The 20,826-nt window shown below is 42.8% G+C and carries 15 protein-coding genes; all 15 read left to right on the top strand.

Going from position 1 to position 20,826, the window contains the following annotated elements; all coding sequences use genetic code 11:
• Positions 1-16: 16 nt before the first annotated feature.
• The 15 genes from KCX82_RS17435 to KCX82_RS17505 all read left to right on the top strand — a co-directional run bounded on the left by KCX82_RS17435 (position 17) and on the right by KCX82_RS17505 (position 20,711).
• Positions 17-2,566 carry a DUF4127 family protein gene (locus KCX82_RS17435; protein WP_227019780.1) on the top strand — a complete coding sequence of 850 codons (2,550 nt, stop codon included), beginning with the start codon at positions 17-19 and terminating at the stop codon, positions 2,564-2,566.
• A 250-nt stretch (positions 2,567-2,816) separates the two neighbouring features.
• The gene (locus KCX82_RS17440; RefSeq protein ID WP_227019781.1) at positions 2,817-3,671 is read left to right on the top strand and encodes a stalk domain-containing protein; all 855 of its coding nucleotides are present in this window, start codon (positions 2,817-2,819) and stop codon (positions 3,669-3,671) included.
• 275 nt (positions 3,672-3,946) lie between these two features.
• Positions 3,947-6,067: a family 2 glycosyl transferase gene (locus KCX82_RS17445; protein WP_227019782.1), complete on the top strand. Its 2,121-nt coding sequence runs from the start codon at positions 3,947-3,949 to the stop codon at positions 6,065-6,067.
• Between the two features lie 54 nt (positions 6,068-6,121).
• Positions 6,122-7,267 (top strand): HEAT repeat domain-containing protein, encoded by a 1,146-nt coding sequence (locus tag KCX82_RS17450; protein WP_227019783.1) that lies wholly within the window; start codon positions 6,122-6,124, stop codon positions 7,265-7,267.
• On the top strand, positions 7,254-8,684 hold the full coding sequence (locus KCX82_RS17455; RefSeq protein ID WP_227019784.1) for a glycosyltransferase family 2 protein: 1,431 nt from the start codon (positions 7,254-7,256) through the stop codon (positions 8,682-8,684). The genes KCX82_RS17450 and KCX82_RS17455 overlap by 14 nt, the downstream gene beginning before the upstream one ends.
• A gap of 123 nt (positions 8,685-8,807) precedes the next feature.
• On the top strand, positions 8,808-10,298 hold the full coding sequence (locus KCX82_RS17460; RefSeq protein WP_227019785.1) for a long-chain-fatty-acid--CoA ligase: 1,491 nt from the start codon (positions 8,808-8,810) through the stop codon (positions 10,296-10,298).
• 223 nt (positions 10,299-10,521) lie between these two features.
• Positions 10,522-11,412 carry an acetamidase/formamidase family protein gene (locus KCX82_RS17465; RefSeq protein WP_227019786.1) on the top strand — a complete coding sequence of 297 codons (891 nt, stop codon included), beginning with the start codon at positions 10,522-10,524 and terminating at the stop codon, positions 11,410-11,412.
• A 54-nt stretch (positions 11,413-11,466) separates the two neighbouring features.
• Positions 11,467-12,849 carry an APC family permease gene (locus tag KCX82_RS17470; protein WP_227019787.1) on the top strand — a complete coding sequence of 461 codons (1,383 nt, stop codon included), beginning with the start codon at positions 11,467-11,469 and terminating at the stop codon, positions 12,847-12,849.
• A gap of 113 nt (positions 12,850-12,962) precedes the next feature.
• Complete coding sequence (locus KCX82_RS17475; RefSeq protein WP_227019788.1) at positions 12,963-13,625, top strand: response regulator transcription factor; 663 nt, start codon at positions 12,963-12,965, stop codon at positions 13,623-13,625.
• Positions 13,625-14,965 carry a sensor histidine kinase gene (locus tag KCX82_RS17480; RefSeq protein WP_227019789.1) on the top strand — a complete coding sequence of 447 codons (1,341 nt, stop codon included), beginning with the start codon at positions 13,625-13,627 and terminating at the stop codon, positions 14,963-14,965. Before KCX82_RS17475 ends, KCX82_RS17480 begins: the two co-directional genes overlap by 1 nt.
• A gap of 223 nt (positions 14,966-15,188) precedes the next feature.
• Entirely contained in the window at positions 15,189-16,697 is a 1,509-nt protein-coding gene (locus tag KCX82_RS17485; RefSeq protein WP_227019790.1) for an ABC transporter substrate-binding protein, read from the top strand.
• Positions 16,698-16,713: 16 nt separating this feature from the next.
• Positions 16,714-17,562: a carbohydrate ABC transporter permease gene (locus KCX82_RS17490; RefSeq protein WP_227019791.1), complete on the top strand. Its 849-nt coding sequence runs from the start codon at positions 16,714-16,716 to the stop codon at positions 17,560-17,562.
• Positions 17,559-18,488: a carbohydrate ABC transporter permease gene (locus KCX82_RS17495; RefSeq protein ID WP_227019792.1), complete on the top strand. Its 930-nt coding sequence runs from the start codon at positions 17,559-17,561 to the stop codon at positions 18,486-18,488. The genes KCX82_RS17490 and KCX82_RS17495 overlap by 4 nt, the downstream gene beginning before the upstream one ends.
• Positions 18,489-18,514: 26 nt before the next feature.
• Positions 18,515-19,663 carry an efflux RND transporter periplasmic adaptor subunit gene (locus tag KCX82_RS17500; protein ID WP_227019793.1) on the top strand — a complete coding sequence of 383 codons (1,149 nt, stop codon included), beginning with the start codon at positions 18,515-18,517 and terminating at the stop codon, positions 19,661-19,663.
• Positions 19,653-20,711 carry an ABC transporter permease gene (locus KCX82_RS17505; protein WP_227019794.1) on the top strand — a complete coding sequence of 353 codons (1,059 nt, stop codon included), beginning with the start codon at positions 19,653-19,655 and terminating at the stop codon, positions 20,709-20,711. The genes KCX82_RS17500 and KCX82_RS17505 overlap by 11 nt, the downstream gene beginning before the upstream one ends.
• The last annotated feature ends 115 nt before the right edge of the window (positions 20,712-20,826 follow it).

Below are 20,826 nucleotides of genomic sequence, written 5' to 3' on the forward strand. Positions count from 1 at the left end.
TAAGAGGGATAAGAACATGAAAAGAAAAGCTTTAAGCCTCCTGCTTTGCATAACAATGGTACTGACAATGATGCAGAGCTTTTCATTAACCGCATTTGCCGATTCGGAGGAGGGGACCTTATCAGGGGAAACGACGAATACAAACAACAATTCTAACATAGCAGTCTCTGACGGACAAAGCAGCCGCGAGCCGGTGCTGGCTTATGTTCCGTTGGACAATCGTACAGTCAATGTGGACAGAGTGGTTTATGAAGCGGAATCCGCAGGCTTCACGGTGGTAATGCCCGATGAAGATCTGTACGCCACCCGTCTTGACGGACAGCCGCTTAACTCCAATGGAACAAGTTTCGGAGACAGTGGCAGGCTGCTTGACTGGATCCTTGAAATGGACAAGACTACGGATTATTTTGTCATTTCTCTCGATCAGCTTCTTTCGGGAGGACTGGTGAATTCCCGTACTCTTACCAATACCAAATATTATGAAGAGTGCAAAATGATAGATGCCATCGTTGAGCTTTCACAGAACAACCATGTGTATATCATCGATACCGTTGCCCGCCTGGCCACCTGTACCGTGGGTTATCAAGGCGCCACGTTGGAAACCTATAACTATCTCCGCCAATATAATCTCACCTCCAGATCTCTGATTGAAAAAAACGGTCTGACAGTAAAGAATATTGTTGCGGGCTATACCAGAGATGAAAAAAGCAGGCTGGTACCTGTCGATTCAACCTATTCCAAAGAGGTGAAAAATTCACTGCGCACTCGTGAAAGAAAGCTGAATCTTATAGATTACATATTGACCATGGATTACTCACGAAGTATAAAGTACTTCATTGGAGTTGACGATTCCAATTCGCAAAATACCATCCAGACAAATGAGATCAATTATATCAAAAAGAAGATGGGGGAACGGGGCCTGATTTATTCCGGTACGGACGAGCTTGGAATGATGGCGGTCCTCAGCCTGATGATCGATTATTACGGTTCAGATGTCAATGCGGCGGCTGTTTATTTCGGCGGTACGGAAAGTACGAATTCCGGATCTGTATATGATATGGAAACCGTTCAGGAAAATGTTGAAAAGCATCTGGAAAGCATCGGCGTACAGCTGGTGGATACAAAGAACGCGGATCTGGAAATCGTCGTGCTGACCACCCCTGCCCAGCCCATACTGAATTCAAAGTATATCAGCAGGATGATCGACTACATTAACAAGAACATCTCTCAGGGAATCCCAACCATCGTCATTAATTCGGCTCCAAGTGCCTATAACGGTAATCTGGAATACCGGATGATCCGGGAATGTGAGATGAGTATGCTGCTTTCCTACAGCAGCTGGGGCACTGTGGGCAATTCCGTAGGTCTGGCCCTTTGTAACGGTATCTCACGCTATCTGTATCTGCACAGCAGAGATAAAAGCAGTGATAAAGCTGATGTTGCCTTCCTGAAGGGACTCATCTTTTCCTATGAAAAGGATATCAGCTATCTGCGCGGCGGCGGAAAAACTTTATTTAATAACTATCTGACCGAAAAAGGCTGGTCTACAAGTAATTTCTACCAGAATGATGAACAGGCGAAAACGGTTCATGCAGACCTGGAAAAAATATTGAAAACTTCGGAATATAACGTTACAGTCAATGACATTATAGACAATCTGACAGATTGCAGATATTTCAAGGGACTTGGCGGAGAATGCGGCATTATCGGCAGCATCGGGCTATCCAACTATTCCGCTCCCTTTTTCAGAACCTATGAAATCAGATTTGATATTGATGTGGATCTTAGTGATGCAACCATAAACGGCTTTCGGGATGCCATGACCATCAATATGCCGTACACACCCGCCAACGGTCAGCTGACCTATTCCGTTACGCTTTATTATCTTGATGAGTCAGGCAAGCTGCATAAAATACCGTGCACCTATGACAGAACGACAGGAAATATTATTTTTTCTAATAATCTATCCGGCTTCTTCACTAATACACTGAATATGGAGGCAGAAAAGGCATATTCCCTGTTCTCTGACGTACCAAAGACTTCATGGTACTTTGATTCTGTCATGTATGTATATGAAAAGGGACTGATGCGCGGGACAACCTCCAAGACCTTCGAGCCAAAGACACCCATGACCCGAGCTATGCTTGTTCATACGCTTTACAATATGGCAGGGAATCCGGGATCCGAGGACGAGTACGAAATGCCGCAGGATGTAGGTGACAAATGGTACAAGGCAGCAGTGAAATGGGCATTGACCAATGAAATTGCCTCCTGTTACAGTAATGGAAATTTTGGGCCTGAAGATCCCGTAACGCGTGAGCAGATGGCGAACCTATTATGGAGCTATGCAAAATACAAGGGAGTGGATGTCAGCAAGGGCCAGTATCCGGGTGTCTATCATTATGCGGATGTTTTCTCAGTTGCACCGGATCTTCGTGATGGATTTGACTGGGCCTGCAGTACCGGAATTATAAAAGGTACGGATAACGGAACAAAACTGGCTCCCCAGGGTTTGGCTACCCGTGCGGAGGTGGCGGCAGTGCTGAAGCGCTTTATTGAAAAGTAAAAATAAAAATCAACTGTAAAATTACTGAAAGGCACCAACTTTAAGAGAGCGGTGCCTTCCTTTTAGTTTTGAGTAATTTTTATTTGGAAAAATCTTCATTTATTAGTGTTAATATGGTATCCTATTTTAAATAGGATATTTTTAATAAAAAGGTTTAATAAGGGGGGATGTCCTTATGCTTGTAAAAAAATGAGAAACAGGTTATGGAAAGATGTAGAGAGAGTAAGTAGAGAAAAGGGGGAATAAACTTATGAAAAGAAATGTGAAAGGATTTGTCTTAGGCTTTATTGCAGCTTGTCTGATGATTACGCCTATGATTGCATTTGCAGATACGATACAGGTGACGCTTAACGCTGTAAATATCAAGTTAAATGGGGAGCAAGCTGCAGTGAAAGGACAATCTTATACCCTAAACGATGGAACCATTGTTCCTTATAGTTTGAATTACAATGGTACTGTATATCTGCCGATTAGAAAGGTATCAGAGCTGGTAGGAAAAGATATCGCCTATGACGGACAATCTTCAACAATCAGCATCTCGGATAAAAAGACAGATAATGAAGAGCAAGATGCCGTTTCGGAAGATACGAAGGATCTGAAAACAGGCGAAAAGGAAGATGCGTTGGATAATACCTCCAATACTGACAATGCACAAGCAGAATGCGGACTTGCAGTCGTTAATGAATTTTGGAAAGAATTGAACACTAGTGGTATACAAGTAAACAGAGTAGTGGGATATTTAGACGGAAAACAATGTAATATGCTTACTTCGAAAAAAGATTTGATTGATTTTTCTGGTACAGCACCATCATTATATAAGATTAAATACAGCAATAAAGTAATAACAGAGATGACTCTGATTTCTCCTGATGTGACGGATACGGTTAAGGTGAATGCGCAAACAAACTCTATTGAGGGTGTTAAGGCTTCTTATAACATATCCTCAAACGCGGTCTGTTATGAAATAAAGATGAGTACAGATGGTACATTCGGAGGATATGCAGTTTATTCTGGTTACGTGAAAGCCGGATGTAAAATATACCTGTATGAAACGAACGGAGCAAAAGGATATGATATTATACTGATGGATAGATCATCTTTATAGCTCTATTTTTAAACAACTTAACGGGTTAAATAATACTAAAAATAATATATTTTTAATACAAACTTATTTAAAATTGAAGCCGTTCAAAAATAGAGCGGCTTCATATTATTTTATGGGAATATATGGAACCGGACACCCCGGTGTTTTACAGTATTTTGGAAGATTTATTTGTTGCAAGAATTATCGAAAAGTGTTACTCTTAGTCAGAAACTATTTATATAGGTCACATTCTATCGGCAGATGTCTTAGATAACTTACTTTAGAGGTATAAGAAATTGAGAAAGTATATAATAGCCTGCACCGTTCTCTATTTGATCTTTTCGATGTACATCATCATCAGCATAAATTTCAGTACAACTTATGTAAGCCTGCCTTCTTCCCAGGACATTCAGATTTTCAGTAAAGCTTCCGGGAAAGATATTCTGATCAACCGATACGGCAAATGGGAAAAAACATATATTAAGGGAGTGGATATCGGAGCAGCAAAGCCCGGAGCATTTCCGGGGGATTTTGCCGTAACCAAAGAGGAATACCTGCGATGGTTCAAACAGATAGCAAAGATGAATGCCAATACCATCCGCGTGTATACGATTTTAAGTCCCGATTTCTATGACGCTTTCTATACCTACAATAAAACTCACTTGAGGAAACTGTACCTCATCCAGGGGGTATGGGTCAATGAAGAAGACATTCTTCGTGAGAAAGATGCCTTTTCTCCTGCCATTATTGAGAAGTTTAAAAGCGATACCAGACAAGCCATTGATGTGATCCATGGGAACATATCCATAGAACCCATAAAAGGGGAGGCTGACGGAGCTTATACCAAGGACATTTCAAAATGGGTGATTGGGTATATCCTCGGCATTGAATGGGACGGCGAATTCGTAAAATACACGAATGAACACCATTCGGAACTCGCGGAATACAGCGGAACCTATCTGCAGACTGTGAATGCAAATCCCTTTGAAAGCTTTCTTTGCCGGGTCGGAGATGCCGCTGTAGCTTATGAAACTGATACCTATAAAAAACAAAGATTGATTGCTTTTTCTAACTGGCCTACCACTGACCCCCTCGCACATTCAAACGAAGAGGAATCCGTAAATCTGGGGGAAGTGGATACGGAACACATCAAGGCAACAGACCATTTTTATGCAGGACAGTTTGCATCCTACCATGCCTATCCGTATTATCCGGATTTCTTTGAATTTCAGAAAGAGTATCAGCAGCCGCTGCAGGATGGTGAAATAAATCCCTACAAATCCTATCTAAAAGCGTTGACTGCTCATCATACCCTGCCGGTGGTGATTTCCGAATATGGCGTACCGTCTTCCAGAGGAATCGCCCGAAGCCAGTCTTCAAACGGTTATGACCAGGGGAATTTGACAGAAAAAGAACAGGGGAAAATTCTCACTGACATGACCAAGATCATTCATGAAGCCGGATGTGCCGGCGGCTTGGTATTTTCATGGCAGGACGAATGGTTTAAAAGGACCTGGAACACCATGGATTACAGTCTGCCGGATTATCGTGCCTATTGGAGTGATTATCAGACCAACGAGCAGTCTTTTGGGCTGCTGACCTTTGACCCGGGAAGGAAAAAGAGCGTTTGCTATGTAGACGGCAATACCTCTGAATGGGACAAGGACGATGTTTTCTGTAAGAACGGGAGCATTACCGTTTCCATGAAATCCGATGAGAAGTTTTTATATTTCAGAATCAACCGGCCGGGGCTGGATATAGATAACGAGAGTCTCCTGATTCCCATTGACATCACGCAGAACTCAGGAATTACCCGTTCGGAGAAGTATGGTTCAGCTTTTGAACGTCCCGCTGATTTCCTCCTGCGGATCGACGGGAAAAAGAATTCGGAAATACTGGTACATAATTACTTTGACGCTTTTACTTATCAATTTTCTAAAATGCTTTTTCGTAAGGATCCATACAGCAATCATTTTGAAAAACAGGCTGGTGATTTCATACCGATCCGTTTGGCATTGAGAGCGCCTCTCCTTGTGGAAGAAACGGGGGAGTACTCAGATCCCTCTTATTATAACACCGGACGACTGGTATACGGAAATGCAGATCCGAAAGCACCGGACTATAATTCCATAGCGGACTTCTGCACCGGAGAAAACGATATAGAAATCAGAATACCCTGGGGGCTTTTGAATATCATGGATCCTTCCTCCAAAAAGGTAATGGACGATTTTTATAATCTCAATAAAATTTCACCGCAGAGCTTTGATGACATTTATGTTGGAATTGCTGAGCCGGATTCTTCGGAAGTGATCAAAATGTATCCGTATGATTATGAGCCCTGGGAGGAGCCCAGCTATCATGAAAGGCTGAAGGAATCTTATTCTTTTGTTCAAAAAGTTTTTCAGGATATCAACTAGTACTCTGTCAACATTTTAAGTGTTACAGAGCACTAGGGAAGGAGAGAGAACCACATGAAAATTTATGCAGTTTTATTCCTGTTCTTTGGACTGTACCTATCTGTATGCATTTGGATTTTTCTGATCGTCACAGACTCTGTCAGGAAGATTTCTTCCCATGGATTTTTAAGAACCAGGCGAAATTTTGTGGAAGCGGTGGACCGGCATTTCATAGCGCTTTCTGACAACAAGACGGTCACGGAGGAAGAAGTTCTCCTTCTTTGCGGTACTTTGAAGACGAAAAAAATGAAACGATATTTTCTACAGAGATTTATATACTATTCGGATAAAATTCAGGATAAAAGCAGGATCAAAGAGTATTTCAGACCGGCTTTCCCGTATTTCAAAGAGATGCTGCAATTTGGAAGGAATATGCACTATTCCGAAAAATCCTACCGAATGATGCTTCTTGGAGAATTCCGGCAAGATTTAGAGGAGATTAACCTCTTTATTTTAGACGCCTTGGAGGACGACTCTTTTGACGTAAGGGCCAATGCCTTACGGGCCTTGAGTGTCATCGGAAACAGCAGTTATTTTAACAAAGGTCTGATGAAAGCCTGCAGCAGTGATCAATATTTCAATCCCCGGCACATATCGGAAATGATAGGCAGTTTTGAAGGCAGCATTGATGAATTAAGATGGTTGATGCTGGATTCCTTTTACGGAAATCCGGATTCCTACCGTCATCTGGTGATCAGATTTCTGACAGAAAATGTGATCAATGATTCCATGGATTTTGTTCTGGGTTACCTGCATGATCATGTAAACAATAAAGAGATTGTTATTGCCTGCCTGAGATATTTCTCCGTCTGTGAGATCCGTAAGAAGGCAAGGGAATCCATCATGCAATTGCTTTATAAAGAAGATTTTGAAATCAGGGCAGTGGCCGTAACGCTAGCGCCAAAATATTTTAAGGGTGATGAGGAAGTCATATTGCTCCTTTTAGGAGAAAGGTTTTTGAGAAGCAAAGATTGGTATGTGAGAAAAAACAGTGCAGCAGCCCTTGTCCGGATCGGCCTTGATAAAGAAGAACTGCTGACCAACCTGCTCGTCGATGACAATTATGCGAAAGAAGCCTTGATTTACGCAATGTTTGACGCAGGGATGACTACCTATGAAGAATTTGTAGAATTAGGAGGTGGCATGAATGGAGCTGCTTGAGTTTGCCGTTGACTTTTTTATTGTTATTACAATGTTTATTTTTATTTACAATATTGTGTACTCCCTTTTGACCTTGCTGTTCATCCTTGCTTCTGCATTCAGTCTGAGTGATTTCGTTATGAACAGGGTTCACATGAGATCCTTGAATTTAAACGATCAAAGCAGCCACATTCCCATTTCCATTCTGGTGCCTGCCTACAACGAGAAGCTTACCATTGTATCTTCCATTGAGTCCCTTCTTTGTCTGGACTATCCAGGTTATGAAATCGTCGTAGTGAACGATGGCTCCACAGATGGCATGGAAGAACTCATCATCGAGCATTTCGGACTTCATCAGGTTTTCAGGCCCATCAGGAGGAGCATCCAGACAAAACCATGCCGTTCAATCTTCGAAACAAAAATCGGAAGAACCAGGTTGACTCTTGTGAACAAAGAAAATGGGGGTAAAGCCGATGCTTTGAATACGGGGATCAATGTCAGCAATTACCCGCTCTTTGTAGCGATGGATGCCGACTCCATGCTTCAGGCCAACGCATTAAAAAGGATCGTCTATCATTTTGTGAAAAGTGAGAAAACCATCGTAGTGGGGGGCAATATTAAGGTCGGAAATAACTGCATCCTGAAAAACGGAATTATCAGCAGAATTGCGCCGACAAAGAATCCCCTGATCATATTCCAGACCATAGAATACCTTCGTGTGTTTCTGTCTTCAAGAGTTGCACTGAACCTGTTCAATCTGAATATCATTATCTCAGGAGCTTTCGGACTGTTTAAAAAGAAGGCGGTCATCGAGGTAGGAGGATATGACGTAGCCACCATAGGAGAGGATATGGAGCTGATTATGAAGCTCCATGAATATAATATTTCAAGAGGCAATGAATATATCATCCATTACGCCCCGGATGCCATGTGTTATACCCAATCTCCGGAAGACCTGAAGAGTTTGAAATCCCAGAGAATGAGATGGCATATCGGGCTTATGGACTCTCTGTTCAAGTACAAGCATATCATTTTCAATACAAAATATAAAATGTTCGGTTTCATGCCGGTTTCCTATTATGCCATTTTTGAACTGGGAGCGCCCATTGTGGATATATTCGGTTTTATCCTGATTCCCATCGCGTATTTTACCGGATATGTAAGTATTGACGTTTTTCTGTTTTATTTTCTGTGCTTTTCCATTTATAACATCTCCATCTCCTTTGTCAGTATCTGCTTTGAAGCCTATTTGTTCAAAGCCCCGTTTACCAAGGCAATGGTTGTTCAGCTGGTGCTCTTCTCCATCCTTGAATGCCTGGGTTACAGACAGATTTGCTCCTATTTCAGAATACTGGGTATGATTCGATTTAATAAAGCCAGAAATACATGGGGTAAGATCCATAGAGTAAAAACGGAATATCATGATTCATATTTATAATTTAATCATTTAATGGAAAAAATTGATATGGAAATTGCTAGATGAAAAAAAATATAGTACAATAGCAATTAAATAAGTTTATCAAATATTTTGATAATCAAATTAATTTTATAGGAGGATTTTATGGTCGGAGAAATCTATAAAAATAATTATAACAGTGAGAAAATTGCATTGAATTTCAAGGGAAACAGCATCAGTTACGGCCAGCTTGACCAAATGGTTTTGGCTTATGCCGGATACTTGAAGAAAGCTGGGCTGAAAGCAGGGGATAAGGTCGTTCTCAGTTGCATCAATTCCCCTGAGTTTATATATTCCTACCTGGGAACGGTGAGAAACGGAGCTGTTATTGTTCCTATCAACCTTATGCTTACCATGGAAGAAATCATTTATATCGTCAAGGATTCAGAAGCGAAATTTATGATTATCCATCCTGTCATCATGCAGAAAGCGAAACTCGATAAAGAAACAGTGGAAAGAGCATTGGGTATCACGCTGATCGTACTGGGAGAAGATTTCAATCAAAGTGCCCTGGAAGCCACGGCGGAGGAACTGGACGACTTTTCAGATGAAAATGTCATCTCTACCTTCCTCTATACCTCCGGGACAACTGGAAAGCAGAAAGCAGCCATGCTGACCCATAAAAATCTTGTTTTTAATTCGGAACAATGCTTTATTGGGCTGGAGGCAAGGGAGGATGACATCTATATGTGCGTTCTGCCCATGTTCCATGTATTTGCCTTTACTGCCTGCATACTGATGCCCCTTTGGTCCGGGGCCACAGTGACAATACTGGAATCCTTCCAGCCAAAAGAAGTCATTGAAGTCTTGCTGAAAGACGAAATCACCATCTTCATGGGCGTTCCCGCTATGTATGTCGTATTATTGGAAGCCGGGAAAAAGAATATTTCATTCCCGAAGCTTCGCTTGGCTGTCTCCGGCGGAGCCGCTTTACCGGTTGAAATCTATAGACAGTCCAGAGAAATCATGAAACTTCCTGTTGTGGAGGGGTATGGATTGACTGAGGCTTCTCCGGCTGTATCCTTCAATCCGCCGTCCGGAGTGCAAAAGGAAGGATCCATTGGATTACCTATTCCTTTTGTGGAATGCAAAATTGTCGACGAGAACGATGCGGAGCTTCCGGCCGGTGAAGTAGGAGAACTCGCAGTACGGGGAGATAATGTCATGCTGGGGTATTACAATCAGCCGGAAGAGACAAGGAAAGCACTGCTTAACGGGTGGCTTCATACGGGAGATCTGGCGAAGAAGGATGAAGAGGGATACATCTATATCGTAGACAGAAAGAAGGATATGATTATTGTAGCCGGCTTGAATGTGTATCCAAGAGAGGTGGAAGAAGTCATCTACCAATATCCGAAGGTAAAGGAAGCCGCCGTCATCGGAATGACGGACAAACTGAGGGGCGAATACGTCAAAGCCTTCGTTGTCCTGAAGGAGGGCGAAGAATGCACTTCAAAAGAGCTGCTTCGTTATATGAGAGAACGGCTCGCGGCTTACAAGCTGCCTCGAACCATAGAGTTCATCCCGAGTCTGCCGAAAAACAGTTCAGGAAAGATCATGAAACGAATCCTGAAAGAGGAACAAATAAATAAATAAGTTATAAAACAAATTATGAAAAAAAGTAAATAAAGTGAACACTTAAGCAAGGGAGGTAGTAAATACCTCCTTTTTTCGTTTGTTCGGGCATTCTTTCAGATCTTTCACTTAAACCAAATCTGGTAAAGATAAAAATATTTCTATTATTTGAAAAGAAGAGCGTATAAAACTTTCTGGGACAAAATAGAATTAGCTCAAAGAAAGGAATTGGAAGGTGAAGAATATGAAAATCATTGACAAGTCTGTTTACAATTTTTCGAAGGATAATGAGCCTTTTGTAACAACAGATCCGGGAGAACTGTTATTATTCCGCACAATGGACTGCTTCTCCAACACCATTCATACGGAGGAGGATCTGGTATTAAACCTTGACTACACAATCGCCAACCCTGCGGCAGGTCCCGTCTTTATCAACGGTGCAGAACCCGGAGATGTCTTAGCAGTAGATATTCTGGATATCCAGGTAGCGGATCAAGGCGTAATCTGCACCGTTAGGGGATGCGGGCCGCTTTGCGATGATATGGAAGACCGCACAAAGGTTGTAAAGATCACAGATGGAGTTGCCGAATTCAATCAGGTCAAATTCCATATTTATCCGATGATCGGGGTGATCGGAACGGCTCCCGAAGGAGAGCCGGTTGCCGACGGGTATCCCGGAAATCATGGCGGCAACTTGGACAGTAAGCGAATTACCAAAGGCGTCAGACTCTATTTCCCGGTAAGGCAAACCGGCGCCCTTCTGCAGATGGGAGACCTTCACGCAACCATGGGTGATGCGGAGCTTTGCGGTACAGGGATCGAAATCAAAGGGGAAATTTTGGTAAGGGCTACATTGATCAAGCAATTTGAATTGCATTGGCCGGTGACGGAAACCGCCACACATTGGTATGTGAATGCCTGCGCTCCGGAATATCCCGAAGCACTGAAACGGGCTTCGAAGGAATTACAGAGATTGATCTGCAAGGCGTATGGCTGGGATAAAACGGATGCCTATTTATATATGTCCGTACAAAGTGATGTGGAAATCAATCAGGCATGCAAGCCCTGCGAAGTGGATCTGATCCTGCGATTCGGCACTCCAAAACTGCCTCAGTTCAAACCTTTGATAGGATAGTGCGGAAATTTGCCGGCAGATTTCTTAATGATACGAATAAAAGGAGTGAAAATTATGGAAGAGACTGAAAAAAATATTGGCAGACGAATCGAAGATTTCGGGTATAAGCAGGAACTGAAAAGAGCTCTTACGCTGAAAGACGTTGTCCTTTACGGGATGCTGTTCATGGTGATTATCGCCCCTATGTCTATTTTCGGAGAGATCCAGGCGGCAAGCGGCGGACTTACCCCTCTCGTCTACATAATCGGCGCCATTGCCATCAGTTTTACAGCTTTGGGTTATATGCATATGAGCAACAGGTTTCCGATAGCAGGATCGGTATATGCGTATGTGCAAAGGGGAATCAATCCTCATGTGGGATTTATCGCCGGATGGCTCATCTTGCTGGACTATGTTTTCGTACCGTCGCTGCTGTATGCTCTGGTTGCGGCCTGGGGGGTTGCATTGATCCCATCCATTCCGTGGTTTGTGTGGATTTTGTTTTTCGTTGTCATCAATACGGTCATCAATGTTCGGGGAATGGAAATGACCAAAGGTGTTGACTGGGTTATGTTCGTAATGGAAATAGGGATCCTGTTGTTTTTCCTGATTATCGGATTGAAATATGTGATGGGAGGCGGAGGATTCGGAGAAATTTCAATTGCCCCGATCTATCAGCCCGGTAAAATTGATGCAGGGTTTATCGCATCCGCATGCACCATCGCCTGCCTGTCTTTCTTAGGGTTTGACGGTATCAGTACGCTGGCTGAAGAAACCATCAGGCCGGAAAAAACAATCGGAAAAGGGATCCTCATTGCTTTGATCGGCATCGCATTGGTTTTCGTGGCACAAACCTATGTTGCCGCCCTTATCCTGCCCGATTGGGAGAATACGGATTTGGCTACCGGCTTTTTTGATGCTGCCGCACTTGCTGCCGGTGAAGGTTTTCGGGTGGTATTGCTTGTCGTCAATATTTTAGCCGTTGGTATCGCTAACATCATGGCAGCCCAAACTGCAACGGCAAGAATGCTGTACGGCATGGGAAGAGACGGTGTCATTCCCAGAATATTTGCCAAGGTTCATCCCAAGTATCAGACCCCGTACGTCGGAACCATCGTCATAGGAGTATTATCCTGCTTCCTTCCCATTATTCTTACGATCTCACAGCTTGTGAGACTGGTAAACTTCGGTGCTTTGTCTTCTTTTATCCTGCTTAACGTTGCGGTATTCGTATTCTTTTTCGTCAAAGAAAAAAGAAGAAAAACCTTTTCGGACATTGTTAAATTTCTTATCTGCCCTGTTTGCGGTGTATCCATCCTGGTATTCATCTTTACCGGATTTGAAACATTGACGTATATGATCGGCATCGTCTGGTTGGTTGTGGGAATCGTGATCGGTGCTGTAAAGTCAAAAGGATACAAGGAAGTACCGGATGCATTTAAAAATTTAGAAATCTGATCCTGAAGCTCCCCTTTTCACAATAAGGGGAGTTTTTTTTAGCTGAATTTTGCGGGTGAATTTCAGACAAACTACAGATATCTGTGGTACTCTATAGCAGGGGTGATTTTTATTTGGATATTCAGATCTTGGTAGTTGAAGATGATGAACATATTTGCAATACGGTGAAGACATTTCTGCAGAATGAAGGTTATCAGGTCGATGTTTCCTCCGATGGAGATCAAGCTTTGGAACTGTTTTACGATAAAAACTATCATCTGGTCATTTTAGATATTTTGCTGCCTGGAATGTGCGGGCTGGACCTGTTAAAAGAGCTTCGGAAAATAAGCAGCGCTCCGGTACTGATGATCACTGCCTTGACAGATGATGCGAGCCAGCTGGCAGCTTTTAACCAGGAAGCGGATGATTATGTGATAAAGCCCTTTTCCATGCAGATTCTGATAAAGCGTGCAGAAGCACTGCTCAGGCGCAGCGGCACCTTGCAGAAAGAAATCCGTGCAGGCAGCCTGATCCTCTATACGGAGTCCTATAAAACCCTGTACGATGGTCAGGAAATTTCCCTTACCTTAAGAGAATTTGAAATTCTATTATTGCTTGCACAAAATAAAGGAAAGGTTATTTCACATGAATCACTGCTGACAAAAATATGGGGGTATGAATTCGATGGTGATGAAAGTACGGTTCATACACATATTAAAAATCTGCGAAGCAAATTGCCGGTTAATATGATTAAAACCGTCAGGGGAATAGGCTACCGCTTGGAGGTGGAAACGTAATGCAGAGGTTCGGAATTTTTGGAAAAGTCTTTTTGTATACGCTGCTATTTCTGCTGCTGACAATCATCGTCACAGTGCTGGTATTTGCACAGCAATTTAAAGCTTTTTATGACGAGCAGCAAATACGGCAGCTGAATTCTGTTTTTGAACCGTTAGCCATCAGCATGGCCAATGAAGACCTTGATGACATTATCAAAAAAGCAGAAGAATTCCATGAGAAAAACCAGTCTTTTTTCTTTACCATTGCCACAAAGGACGGTAACATTATCTACAATACGGAATCGGTAAATCAATCACCTTCGAAACAAAACTATACCATCGTTATGGCATTGCCAAAAAATAATCTACGGCTGCATGCCACCTATAATGCAGGAGGTCCGAGCTCTTACCGGGAGTTAATCAACAAAACTATTTTTGCGGCCGCCCTTATGCTGGCTGCAAGCGTTATCGGAGCTGTTTTGTTTGCCAGAGGAATCACCAATCCTATCCGAAAATTGGCTGAGGATACCCGTAAAATGGCAAGCTTTGAGTCTGTTTCTCTGCCTGAGATCAGACGGGACGAGGTGGGTCAATTGGCCGGTGATGTATATAATATGTACGAAAAGCTTAAAGCTGCCATTTCAAAGCTGGAAGATGAGATCGAACGCAAAAAGGAAATGGAGGAAAGCCAGAGATATTTCTTCTCAGCAGCATCTCATGAATTAAAAACACCCATCGCTGCCACTTCGGCGCTGCTGGAAGGCATGCTGGCCGGTATCGGCGATTACGGCAATCATCCCAAATATCTGCGAGAATGCTTGAACATGATGAACAGCCAGAACAGAATCATTTCTGAGATCCTGGAAATTGTAAATCTTTCCGACGAGCGAATCATACCTCATAAAGAGGATGTCAATTTATTATACGTTATCAATACCCTGCTGCCTGAATACAGTACCCTGGCCGAGAAAAAGAATCAAACCATCACCGTCAGGGTGCCGGAAACGGTTTTTTGTCATACCGATAAAAAAATGCTCGGCAGAGTCTTGTCAAATTTGATTATGAATGCGATCCAGAATTCTTCCGAAAGGGAAGAAATCCGTATTTGGAGTGAAGTTAAGGAGAACGACCGGATTCGTCTTCACATTCTCAATACGAATGCTCATATCGATGAGGAAACAAGAGGCAAGCTATTCGAGCCCTTTTACCGGACCGATAAAGCCAGGAGCCGAAGGGAGGAACGAAGCGGCCTTGGACTCACCATCGTGAAAAAAATACTGGATTCTATGGATACTCCTTTTGCCCTTGAAAATAGCGATGCAGACGTTGTCTTTTGGCTTGAACTGCCGCTCATAACTTGAACTGCCGCTCATAAAAAGAAGTAGAACATAACTCGAAAGACAGTTCGTTAGGAAGAGTCCCCTCAAATAACGGATTTCAATCCGATATTTGAGGGGACTCTTTCCCTTTTTTATCGAAGCCTACAGAAAAACTACAGACTGCATTCAGATTCCGTACAGATTGAACAGGTAAAATCTTTCTGAAGACAATTTAAATATCTCTATGAAACGGGAGGTTTTTCTTATGAAAAAATGGATTGCGATACTATGTGTCGCTACGGTAATGTTATCGGCTGCAGCCTGCGGCCAGTCGGATCAGCCGGCACAGTCTTCTATAGAACAATTAATCAGCCAGGAGCTGTCCGGAGAAATTACGGTTTCCTGTTATGACACGATGGCCTATAAAGAATTCCTTGAAATGGCGGCGAAATCTTTTGAAGCAGCAAACCCCGGAACCACAATCAATGTGGAAACCTTTGCAGCTATGCCGGAAGTCAAAACTTCACAATCCGGCGGGAAGAATATCCAGATGATGGAAAAAGTAGAAGACTCTCAGGAAAAATCGGATTATATCAACAAAATAAATACGGAGCTCATGGGAGGCGGAGGTGCCGATGTTCTGGCCATGGACATCCTGCCTTACTATAAATACGCCGACAGCGGGCAGCTGGAAGATCTGAAAGCCTATATGGATGATGACGACAGCTTCAGAAAAAGCGATTACCGGGAAAATATCATCGACGCCTTACAATATAAAGGGGGTCAATATGTTTTGCCTCTGGATTATGAATTTCAGTATCTGGCTTATGACAGCTCTTTGTTTACGGAGGAAGAGGAGCAGGATCTGCACAACGACAGCACTTTTTCCTACGAGCAGCTCTTCAAAGCTGCAAAAGAACCCTTTAAAAATGTAAACGCGGAAGGCTCTGAGGTAAAAAGAATATTCGGAGCGCCTGCCTATACAGGGCAAAGGCCTAATATGTTCAGTGAACTGTTTCTGGAAAACTACGATGCCTTTATTGATATCGAAAACAGAACCGTTCATTTTACTGACGGTGGCTTTGCGGAACTTTTAAAAACCGTTAAAGAATACGATGAAAAGGGCTACTTAAAGCCAAGTTCCTCTTCTGCACAGTTTCAATTAGGCGACCTGGAAAAGAATATAGCGGAGCAATTCTTCTACAAAACCAAGAAACAGTTCTCCCTTTTAACGGAAGCATTAAAGGGAACCGGCATGAAGATGATGCTTTCCTTCGGAAGTATGTCGGCCGGCAACGAAGACAATGACAAAACCCTCGGGAACCTGCAAGGAAAGAATGGAAACGTGAATTTCAGCTATACGCAAGCTTATGGCATCAACGCCAATTCCGATAATAAAGCACTGGCTTGGGCCTTTGTCAAATATATGATGGGTGAAGAGATGCAATCCTCACTGCAGCTCTCCAGAACCAGCCTGCCTGTCCATAATACGGCACGCAAAGAAAAGGCGGAAATGGGAATTTCCGGCGAATTGTTTGCGCAGGGCAAAGGGAATACAAGCGACGAACTGAATGAATCACAGCAAAAAGCGCTTGATCAATATCTGGAAACGACGGAGAAGCTGTCGGATGCACTGAATTACTGTCCAATAGAAGATACAACCATCAATTCCATGATTGACAGTGAAGCTGCCTATTATTTCAGTGGATCCAAGACGGCTGAGGAAGTGGCCAATGCTTTGCAAAGTAAGATAGAACTATATTTGAATGAATAAAGAAGAGGACATGAGAATGAAAAAACTGCAGCAAGATCCCGGGATTTTGTTTCTGATCCTGGGATTTTTGGGGCTGACACTGTTTTATCTATGGCCCTTTCTCCTGTCACTATGGTACGCATTTGCAGACAAACCGGTAAACGGCACCTTTGTTGGACTGAAAAACTTTATAGACTTATTCCACAACAAGCCCTATCTTCTGGGATTGAAAAATACCTTGATTTTTATCGGTATGAGCGTTCCAGCAGGGATCCTGCTTGCTCTTATTGTGGCTATGCTGATTCATCGGGTTGAGAAAAAGAAGGAACTGTTTACCCTTATTTTTCTCATACCCCTGGTCATTCCATCGGGTTCCATGGTTTTTTTCTGGAAAGCACTCTTCGTCAGTGACGGATATATCAATGGGGTTCTGGCTTCCATAGGGCTGTCAGGGGTTCATTGGTTTGAAACATCAGCAGTTCGATATGTTGTAGTTTTAATCTTTATTTGGAAGAATCTGGGATACAATATGGTTTTGTTTATGGCCGGGCTTCATAATATTCCCAAAGAGTACTATGAGGCCGCTGCTGTGGACGGCGCCTCAGCCTTACAAACGTTTTTCTGCGTCACCTTGCCAAACCTGATTCCTATGTTTGTATTGGTGATCATTATGTCCGTGATTAATTCTTTTAAGGTATTCAAAGAGATCTATCTGATTACCGGCAGCTATCCCCATGAGAGCATTTACATGCTGCAGCATTTTATGAACAACATGCTTTTTTCATTGAATTATCAAAAATTAACGACGGCTACCTGTGTATTGGTATTGATTATTGCTCTAATGGTTCAGTTTTTATTCCGTTTTGAAAGGAGGGCAGGCATATGACTCTAAAGGATATGATCCGCTGGCCTGTGACCCGCCGGTATAGGAGCAGCAGGCGTATGAGCAGCAGATATACAAATTCTGTGATCATGGCTGTGTTGATTTTATTGAGCGTGCTTTTTCTCTTCCCGATTGCAGTAACCGTTACAAATTCTTTCATGACGGAAAATGAAATCCTGCTGCATTATACGACCCAGCTTTCCGCATTTGATATTTTAAACGGCATCAAGGAGAAATTTATTGAAATAACGTTGATACCGAGTGAGATAACCGGAGCCCAATATGCCGAAGTATTGATAAACCAACCGTCCTTTTTAATTTTACTGACCAACTCTTTGAAAATTACCGTACCGGTGGTCTTAGGCAACTTGATGGTCTCCCTGTTGACCGCATACGGTTTTACAATCTGGAAATGGAAACATAAAGAAATCGTCTTCTTCATCTACATCGTAGTGATGATGATGCCGCTGCAGGCAGTGCTGGTACCCAATTATATTGTGGCAGAAAAACTGGGTCTGACCACAAGCTATCTGGCCATCATTTTACCTGGAATTTTTGCTCCCTTTGGAACGTTTTTGCTGAGGCAGAACATGAAAGGCCTGCCTAAGGAATACTTCGAGGCGGCACAGGTGGACGGTGCAGGTCATTGGTATATGCTGCTGCAGGTTGTGCTCCCGCAGATGAAATCCGGCATTGCGGCACTGTCCATGCTGGTCTTTATTGAATACTGGAATATCGTGGAACAGGTGGTAATCTTTATTAAAGAATACTACCGGGAACCTCTTTCCGTATTTCTTTCCCGCATGTCGGCAGGAAATATCGGAATCATTTTTGCTGCATCTGCGGTGTATCTGTTTCTACCTCTCTGGTTTCTGGCCTTAGGCCAAAAAGATCTGGAAAAAGGCATAGAGTTATCCGGTATAAAGTAGTCGCTGAATCAATAGGAGAATGACACATGAATGAAAAGAGTGAATTAAGTCAAACCAAATTAAATTCCGGAAAAAGCAGAGGGAGTGTATGGAATCTAAAGAACATAGGCACGGTGATTTTTACCCTGCTTTTGCTTTTGATTTTTGCATCCAAAACAATTTATACCTATCATTTACCCGTTGTCACGGCGGTTTCTCCGGTAAACGGGAAGCTGGAAAAATCCGAGACGGTCAAAGGAATTGTGGAGTGGTCGGATAAGGTGAACCTATACGCCGAAACAGGCGGAAAAGTGGAAGAGATCCTTGTTGAGGAAGGTGATCCTGTAATAAAAGGGCAGCCGTTGGTGAGACTTTCCCCGACAAAAGAAGATCTTGCCGCCGGCAGGGAAAAGTCTTATGAACTCCGCCAGCTCGAGCAGGAAATCAAAAATGCGGAAGAAGACCTGGGCAGGCTGGAAGTCCTTTATAGAGAGGGGGCAATTGCCAAAAATCAATATGATACAGCCCTTAGAAATCTGCAATCCCTTTATAACAAAAAAGAAAAAATACTGCTGGATTATCAGGATAGTTTGGCAAATCTGGATCAAGATATGCTGATCGTTTATGCGGTACAGGATTCCATCATTGTTGACATTGCTGTCAATCAGGGAGAAATCATAAAAAGCAGTCAGCTGGTGGCAGTCTGCGGCAAAGCTCAGCAATATGAGATGATCTGCAACATATCTTTAGACAATAATTTCGTTTCTGCAGGGGATTCCTGCGAGCTGGAGAATTCATCCCACACGCTGGACGGTATTGTTACCAGGGTGACACCAGTGGATCAGGGGAAGGAAGTCACCATAGCCATACAATCCGAAGAGGCGACGGCAGGCGAGACCTTTGACGTGACCTTTGAGAAGGAAAGCGCGGAATCACACATCCTCGTGCCTAATGGCGCGCTGAATATGGACAGTGACGGGTATTTCCTCTATCAGGTAAAACAAAGAGATGGCATGCTGGGAAAGGAGTTTTACGTGGAAAAGCTGAGAGTTTATATCGGTGACGAAGATCATGAAAATACGGTGATTTCGAAAGGCATTACCTTTTTTGAACCTGTTGTGCTTCTGAGCAATAAAGGGCTCTCCAACGGTGAAACGGTAAAACTGGAAAATGAAGGTGATTTCTTTGCAGACTAAAGGAAGCGTATTGCTCTGGGCCTTGGCCATTTTTTTGCTGGTCGGATTGCTGTTTCATACGTTTATGGTGAAATCTATGGATTACGGAGAGCTGCTTTTGATTGAGCCCATTACGGGAACTTCCTCCGAAATAAATAGTGAGGAGCTGGAGGAAATCAATGGTGAATCTTTTTTGCTTACCTATGAAATTCTTACGGATGGACGCATATCCGCGTTACATGCAAACTATGATGCAACAGTTAAGGAGACCAATTATACTTATCACTATATCATGAATCATAACATTCTTAACGGTTCCTTTTTTACAAAGGAAAATCAGGATAAAAAACAGAAATCAGCGGTACTGAATGAGACTGCAGCGAATCAATTCTTTGGAAACATTGACGTTTGCGGCACTGAAATACTCATCGGAAAAGAGAAATTTACCGTAGTTGGAGTTATGGATGATCACGATGAAGATCGATCCAATATTTATATTCCTGCTGTCTGCTCCGGCAGAAATCCATCCTCTTTTATCGTGCAGGCGAAGGGCGGTCTTTCAGAGGAGCATATTAAAAATGAATGCAAATCCCTGGGCGTATCGGAAAGCCGGTACCGCTTTATCAATCTAGGAAAGCTTGCGGATTTCATCGGGGATATGTCTGCCGGTGCACTGAAATTGGCATTGGCAGCTGCTTCTATTGCGGTTCTGCATCATATGTATCTTTTTTTAAAGAAAAAAATAAAAGTATTTCAAGAACAATTAAAGCATCATTATCTGAGTGAACTGCTCAGGAATAACAGAAAAGACGCGGTCAAGGCTGCTTTACTGCTTCTTGCCGTGTTGCTTCTATTCGGGTTGCTCCTGAAGCTCTCTATCGGCTTTATCGGATATGTTTTAGAGGCAGGGGATCTGATTTCCATCATGGGCTATGAGCCTTTTTCATCATTCTATCGGTATTTTAATTCTTTACGGCAGCATTTCCTGTTTGCGGTGCTGCTGCTTGGCGGGTTCCTTATCAACACCCTTTTGCTGCTTTACATGCATTTGCAAAAGAATTCTGACTGACTTCCGCTCTTTTAACAGTGTTATTCTTGCATCGGTTTTCAAAGTTAGGTATAATCTTCTACGAAGAAGAGCCATGATAGAAGTAATACTGGATTGCATTTTATTGCATAAAGAA

It is taken from the genome of Sinanaerobacter chloroacetimidivorans (assembly GCF_018128545.1).
In the GTDB taxonomy this organism is placed as follows: domain Bacteria; phylum Bacillota; class Clostridia; order Peptostreptococcales; family Anaerovoracaceae; genus Sinanaerobacter; species Sinanaerobacter chloroacetimidivorans.

Coding starts and splice junctions, on each gene's coding strand:
- KCX82_RS17435 (WP_227019780.1), top strand. CDS start 17: ATGAAAAGAAAAGCTTTAAGCCTCCTGCTTTGCATAACAATGGTACTG.
- KCX82_RS17440 (WP_227019781.1), top strand. CDS start 2,817: ATGAAAAGAAATGTGAAAGGATTTGTCTTAGGCTTTATTGCAGCTTGT.
- KCX82_RS17450 (WP_227019783.1), top strand. CDS start 6,122: ATGAAAATTTATGCAGTTTTATTCCTGTTCTTTGGACTGTACCTATCT.
- KCX82_RS17455 (WP_227019784.1), top strand. CDS start 7,254: ATGGAGCTGCTTGAGTTTGCCGTTGACTTTTTTATTGTTATTACAATG.
- KCX82_RS17460 (WP_227019785.1), top strand. CDS start 8,808: ATGGTCGGAGAAATCTATAAAAATAATTATAACAGTGAGAAAATTGCA.
- KCX82_RS17465 (WP_227019786.1), top strand. CDS start 10,522: ATGAAAATCATTGACAAGTCTGTTTACAATTTTTCGAAGGATAATGAG.
- KCX82_RS17470 (WP_227019787.1), top strand. CDS start 11,467: ATGGAAGAGACTGAAAAAAATATTGGCAGACGAATCGAAGATTTCGGG.
- KCX82_RS17480 (WP_227019789.1), top strand. CDS start 13,625: ATGCAGAGGTTCGGAATTTTTGGAAAAGTCTTTTTGTATACGCTGCTA.
- KCX82_RS17485 (WP_227019790.1), top strand. CDS start 15,189: ATGAAAAAATGGATTGCGATACTATGTGTCGCTACGGTAATGTTATCG.
- KCX82_RS17490 (WP_227019791.1), top strand. CDS start 16,714: ATGAAAAAACTGCAGCAAGATCCCGGGATTTTGTTTCTGATCCTGGGA.
- KCX82_RS17495 (WP_227019792.1), top strand. CDS start 17,559: ATGACTCTAAAGGATATGATCCGCTGGCCTGTGACCCGCCGGTATAGG.
- KCX82_RS17500 (WP_227019793.1), top strand. CDS start 18,515: ATGAATGAAAAGAGTGAATTAAGTCAAACCAAATTAAATTCCGGAAAA.